Annotated in this window: 7 protein-coding genes and 1 pseudogene; 6 read left to right on the forward strand and 2 right to left on the reverse strand. The window is 66.4% G+C overall.

All coding sequences use genetic code 11. From position 1 onward, the window contains the following. Nucleotides 1-242: 242 nt before the first annotated feature. A complete protein-coding gene (locus ABD481_RS46210) occupies nucleotides 243-773 on the reverse strand; it encodes a helix-turn-helix transcriptional regulator (protein ID WP_344672298.1) in 531 nt (176 codons plus the stop codon). A gap of 134 nt (nucleotides 774-907) precedes the next feature. On the opposite strand from ABD481_RS46210, the gene ABD481_RS46215 reads away from it, so the two are divergent. The 5 genes and pseudogenes from ABD481_RS46215 to ABD481_RS46235 all read left to right on the forward strand — a co-directional run. Beyond that, the gene (locus ABD481_RS46215) at nucleotides 908-1,258 is read left to right on the forward strand and encodes a WhiB family transcriptional regulator (protein WP_344672299.1); all 351 of its coding nucleotides are present in this window, start codon (nucleotides 908-910) and stop codon (nucleotides 1,256-1,258) included. Nucleotides 1,259-1,370: 112 nt separating this feature from the next. Continuing rightward, the gene (locus ABD481_RS46220; RefSeq protein ID WP_344672300.1) at nucleotides 1,371-1,772 is read left to right on the forward strand and encodes an STAS domain-containing protein; all 402 of its coding nucleotides are present in this window, start codon (nucleotides 1,371-1,373) and stop codon (nucleotides 1,770-1,772) included. Between the two features lie 342 nt (nucleotides 1,773-2,114). Next, a complete protein-coding gene (locus tag ABD481_RS46225) occupies nucleotides 2,115-2,543 on the forward strand; it encodes a low affinity iron permease family protein (RefSeq protein WP_344672301.1) in 429 nt (142 codons plus the stop codon). A 103-nt stretch (nucleotides 2,544-2,646) separates the two neighbouring features. Beyond that, complete coding sequence (locus ABD481_RS46230) at nucleotides 2,647-2,976, forward strand: plasmid stabilization protein (RefSeq protein WP_344672302.1); 330 nt, start codon at nucleotides 2,647-2,649, stop codon at nucleotides 2,974-2,976. Nucleotides 2,977-3,008: 32 nt separating this feature from the next. Then, nucleotides 3,009-3,203 (forward strand): annotated as a pseudogene (locus tag ABD481_RS46235) (CsbD family protein); the annotation flags it as partial. Nucleotides 3,204-3,435: 232 nt separating this feature from the next. Here the strand turns inward: ABD481_RS46235 and ABD481_RS46240 are convergent. After that, nucleotides 3,436-4,761 (reverse strand): PTS transporter subunit EIIC, encoded by a 1,326-nt coding sequence (locus ABD481_RS46240; RefSeq protein WP_425559441.1) that lies wholly within the window; start codon nucleotides 4,759-4,761, stop codon nucleotides 3,436-3,438. A 373-nt stretch (nucleotides 4,762-5,134) separates the two neighbouring features. Between ABD481_RS46240 and ABD481_RS46245 the strand changes: the two genes are divergently transcribed. Further along, on the forward strand, nucleotides 5,135-5,563 hold a 429-nt coding region (locus tag ABD481_RS46245), incomplete at its 3' end, for a PTS sugar transporter subunit IIA (protein ID WP_344672304.1).

A 5,563-nucleotide genomic window follows, 5' to 3' on the forward strand; every position in this document is an offset into this window, starting at 1 on the left:
GACTGCCTCCCACAGAATCGGACCGACCCCCCACCCCGAAACTGCCACAAACAACGAACCCCCACACGCCCCAAGCACACCTATTTCCCCAGCTCAAAGACCCCGTTCGGAAAGACAACAGGCACTTAGACCGGATCGGCTGTTAGTTGGGTCGGGGGCGCGCGTTCTTAGCCCGGGATTCGGGCCGGATGGTGAGTCGGGCGGCCGAATCGGCTGCTGGCCGGGTCGCCGTGCCGTGAGTTTCAGCCGAGGCCCGGGCCTGGCAGCTCGGGACCTGGTGCTGGTGCTGGTGCTGGTGCCGGCGGCATGAGCGGTGTGATCGGCATGGCTGGTTCGGCTGCTTCGGTTGGCTCGACTGGCGCGATCAGCCCGGCGTTCGGATCCGCCGCGTCGTCGAGCGCGGCCGCGAGTAGTTCTTCCTCCGGTACCGCGATGCCGGTCATCACCGCGGCGGCGGCCGAATCGTGGGGGTTCATCGCTTCCATGGTTCCGGCCAGCAGCTCCAGGAAGGGTCCCACCCGCAGACCGTCCTGGGCCGAGTGCCGGAACGGGATGTCCGTGTGCAGCACATAGTGCGTGCGGCGGCCTATCCGTCTGCGCTCCACGTAGCCGGCCTGTTCCAGGTCGGCGATGATCGACTGCGTTGCCCGCTCGGTGATGCCGATGATCGCGCTGATGTCGCGGACCCGGGCCTGCGGATTGCGGGCGATCTCCACCAGGACGTGGCCGTGGGAGGTGAGCAGTGTCCAGGACCGGCGTTCGTCTCCCTCCATCCTTCGAGCATATCGCGGCGACTATGGAATGGTGTTGATTCTGCCGGGTGGTCGGGGCGCAGTCGGCGATTGCCTGATTCACTGGCGATTCCCCGGGTAGGCGGGCGCTTCGATCCGGACCCCGGGAGGCCATCATGAGACTGTTGCTCATCAACGACGATCCGGTGCGCCGCCACCAGTGGCAGGACCGCGCCGCGTGCCACGACTTCGGCAGCGAGCTGTTCTTCGAGTCGGACAACGAATTGCGGGTGGTGCGGGCCCGGCGGGAGCAGGCCGCGAAGAAGGTCTGCGCCATGTGTCCGGTGCGGCGGGAGTGTCTGCGGTTCGCCGAGTCCGGCCCTGAGGTGTTCGGCGTTTGGGGCGGGACGACGCAGCGGGAGCGCGCGGTCCGGCGTCGGCGGCGCAAGCGGGCCCGGGGTGCGTCCGGCCGGGGCCGCGGCGCCGGGGGAGCGGCGTTGAACCGGCGGACGGCTGAGCTGCGCTGATCAAAGATTCATGAAAAAATTGACAGGTGTCAGTGCCGTGGAGGAAAATCCTCGTGGACAGTGCGCGCCCCGGCGGACGGGGCGCGCAGCCTCGGACGGCAAGGGAGCTGTAATGGAGTTCTCCTGCACCGCGCGGCAGAGCGACGGGCACGCGGTAGTCACCGTCACCGGTGACGTGGACCTGGCGGTACACGCCCGGTTCCAGACCGAGGCCGAGCCGTGGGCGGCGGCTTCGGACACACACCACCTGATCATCGACTGCTCGGGCGTCACGTTCCTGGACTCGATGGGCCTGCGGGTCCTGGTCCATCTGCGCCGGCTGGTCACTGACGACGGCCGCGAGTTCAGCCTGCGGGCGCCGTCCGCGCCGGTGTTGCGGGTGCTGGAGCTGGCCGGGGTCGAGGGTCTGTTCCAGATCATTGACGCGGGTTCGGACGTGGGCTCGGACGCGGACTCGAAGGCGGGCTCGGACGCGGATCCCGATGCGGAGACCGAGGCGGAGCCCGTCTCCTGACGCGGCGCGACATGCGATGCGGAGCGGCGCGGTAACGCGGCGCTCAACGCAATTAGGGCCGGGACCCCAGGTCCCGGCCTTGCGTGTGCGGTCTGACTGATCGTCATCGCCGTATCAGGAAGACGATCAGCAGGATGACCAGAATGACGATAACCGTGCCTGCGCCGATGTACATCGTCGCGCCTCCTCTGTTCGGGTCCGGCCGGGATCTTCGGCCACCGCCCGCATGTCCGGTGCGCACCGAGTCAAACGAATGTTTCCGCGCGGCGCCCTCGGGTAGCCGGGCCGGGCGCTCGGGCGTTCGGACCTGATGCGCGGCGGAGACTGCTCGGGAGGCTTTACATGGCGACCACGAAGCGAAGCGTCACTAGGCGCGCGCCGCACATGCCGACCGATGTGACGCCGGACCTCTCGCCGTTCGACCGGTTCGCGACCCACGCGGCGCGCCTCGCCTCGCGGGCCTGGTTCTTCGCCTTCTGCCTGCTGCTGGTCGCGGTGTGGGCGCCGACGTATTTCGTCATCGGCACGGTGGACACCTGGCAGCTGATCATCAACACGGTGACCACCATCGTCACCTTCCTGCTGGTGGCGCTGCTGCAGAACACCGAGACCCGGTCCGACGAGGCCACCCAGGACAAGCTGAACGCGCTGGCCGAGGGGCTGAGCGGTTTGATGACGCATATCGCCGACATTCACGATCGGGACGAGCTGCGGGAGGCCGTCGCCGAGCTGCGCGCGGCGGTCGGCCTGGAGGACACCGAGAGCGCTTGACCGTTTGCCGAAGTTCGTGACCGTTGTCACCCGTTTGGAGCTTCGGGGACCGGGCACACGAAGGGCTCATGATCGGCGGGTCGCTGACGAAAGGAGGCCGTTCATGCCTCGCGGCCAGTGGAGCAAGAAACGTGAACGTCAGTACGAACACGTCAAGGACAGCGTGCTGGAGCGCGGCGAGTCCGAGGACACCGCCGAGGAGATCGCGGCGCGGACCGTGAACAAGGAACGCGCGCGCCACGGGGAATCCAAGGAGGCCAGCAAGCTTTCGAAGGAGGACATTTCCTCCGGACGGCGCGGCGGACTGCGCTCGCACCAGGGCGCCGGCGGCCGCACCTACGACCAGCTGTACCAGGAAGCCAAGGACCGCAACATCCACGGCCGTTCGAAGATGACCAAGCGCCAGCTGCAAGAGGCGCTCGGCGGCCGGTGAAGATAACTGATCCCGGAAAGGAACGAATCATCATGGGTATCGCCGACAAGGTGAAGCACACGGCCGAGGACCTCAAGGGCAAGGCCAAGGAAACGGTGGGCAAGGTCACCAACAACGACGACCTGCGGGCCGAGGGCCAGGCCGATCAGGACGAGGCGCAGGCCAAGCACGCGGCCGACAAGGCAAAAGACAGTGCCGAGAACCTGGGCCAGAAGGCCAAGGGGAAGGTGGAGGAGGTCGCCGGTGCGGTTACCGGTGACGACCGCCAGGAGGCCAAGGGCAAGGGCGAGCAGGTAGCTGCCGACGTCAAGCAGAAGTTCAACAAGTAGTAGACGTAGTACACGTAGTAGACGTAGTAGACGTCGCGATTGCGGAAGCAGCTGCGGTTGCGGAAGCGGTTGCGGTTGCGGCTGCTATGCGTGCCAATCCCTACTGCGCGCCCGGCTGGGGCGGCTCCCGTTACGTGATGGCTAAGTCATCCGTCTCGGGATCCGGTTCTCGGCCGGGCGTTCGCAGGTCCAGGGTTTTGATCGCGAATCTGAACAGGCCGTAGTACACGACGAAGTAGATCGGGCCGACGATCAGGATCAGCCACGGTTTGGTGGCCCGGCCCCAGTTGAGGACGAAGTCGATCAGCCCGGCCGAGAAGTTGAACGCGTCCTTGCAGCCCAGGGCCCACATCAGGGACATGGATATACCGGTCAGGACCGCGTGGATGGCGTACAGCGCCGGCGCGACGAACATGAACGCGAATTCCAGCGGCTCGGTGACGCCGGTGACGAAGGACGTCAGGGCCGCCGAGATCAGGATCGAGCCGGCCACTTTGCGCTTGGTGGGCAGCGCGGAGCGCCACATGGCCAGGGCGGCGCCGGGCAGACCGAACATCATGATCGGGTAGAAGCCGGTCATGAACAGGCCGGCGGTCGGGTCGCCGTTGAGGAAGCGCGCGCTGTCGCCGTGGAAGGTGCCGGTGGCGGTGGTGTACGAGCCGAACTGGAACCAGGGGAACGCGTTCAGGATGTGGTGCAGGCCGAACGGGATCAGCGAGCGGTTGACGGTGCCGTAGATGAACAGGCCGACTGAACTGTTGCGGGTGATCCAGTTCGACAGGTCATTGATGCCCTGGCCGATCGGCGACCAGATCCAGCCCATCACCACGCCCAGGAACAGACATGCCAGGGCCGTGACGATCGGCACGAACCGGCGGCCGCCGAAGAAGGCCAGCCAGGACGGCAGCTTGATCTTGTAATAGCGCTGCCACAGCAACGCGGCCATGATGCCCACCAGGATGCCGCCGAGCACGCCGGTCGGGTTCGGCTTGGTCATGTCCAGGCCGAACTTCAGCCCGCCGGCCGGCACCGCCTGGTTGACGCCCTGCTCCGCGTTCTTGATGACGAGGCCCTGGACCTGGTCCTTGAGCTTGGAGCCGAAGAACATCTGCATCGACACCGCGTGGTACACCAGATAGCCGACGATGGCCGCGACCGCGGTGGTGCCGTCGGACTTCTTGGCGAAGCCGATCGCCACGCCGATGGCGAAGATGATCGGGAGGTTGCCCAACAGCGCGTTGCCGCCGGTCGCCATGATCGCCGCCACGTTCCGCAGGAACGTGCTGCTGAAGCGGCCCAGCATGTCGTCCTGGCCGAAGCGGACCAGCAGGCCGGCCACCGGGAGGGTGGCGATCGGCAGCATGAGGGACTTGCCGATGCGTTGCAGCACGGCGAAGGTCTTGCTGCCCCACCCCGGTTGCTTCGGGGCCGCGACGGCGGCGTCTGCACTCATCAGGTGGTTCCTCTCGGTGTGCCACACGCGGTACCGGGATTGCCGGAAACCGGCGTTCGACCGGAAACCGGCGTTCGAGCAGCCTGTCCCGTTTGCTCCCCCGGCTCCTCATCGCCTGTGTCACCGGACTAGACCACCGGCGCCATATCGGTGTCAACTACAAGGCAAGCGTCCGCGCGATCGACTTCGAAGCACCGTCCGGTCCATGCCGGTACGCCCCGGAGCGGTAGTCAAGGCTTTGACTGTTTAATGTCCGATGTAGATGTAGGAGCAGTGAGCAGAGCGATTTGTAGAGCGATGTGTAGAGCAGCACCCTGGACTCCCCACCCGCGTCCGCGTCCGCGCCCCGAGCATCACCGCACCGCTAGTGAGCACAATGGACTTCTCCGTCGTCGTTTCTCCGCTGACCGGCACCACCATCAGCCTGACCGAGGTCCCCGACCCCGTGTTCGCGGAACTCATGGTGGGACCCGGCGCTGCGGTCGATCCGCTCCGCGCTCCGCAGATCGCGGTAGCGCCAATCACCGGCCGTCTGGTCAAGCTCAAGGCGCATGCCTTCCTGATGCTGTCGGAGGAGGGTCGAGGCGTCCTGGTACACCTGGGCATCGACACAGTGACTTTGGACGGTGCGGGTTTCGAGCTTGTTGCCGCTGAGGGGGATGAGCTACTGGCCGGGCAGGCGGTGGTGGCGTGGGATCCGGGTTTGGTGGAGGCGGGTGGGTTGTCGCCGGTGTGTCCGGTTATTGCGTTGGATGCGGAGGTGGGGGATATCGATGTTGTGGTGGGGAGGAGGGTGGTTGCGGGG

The organism is Catenulispora yoronensis (assembly GCF_039531695.1).
In the GTDB taxonomy this organism is placed as follows: Bacteria; Actinomycetota; Actinomycetes; order Streptomycetales; family Catenulisporaceae; genus Catenulispora; species Catenulispora yoronensis.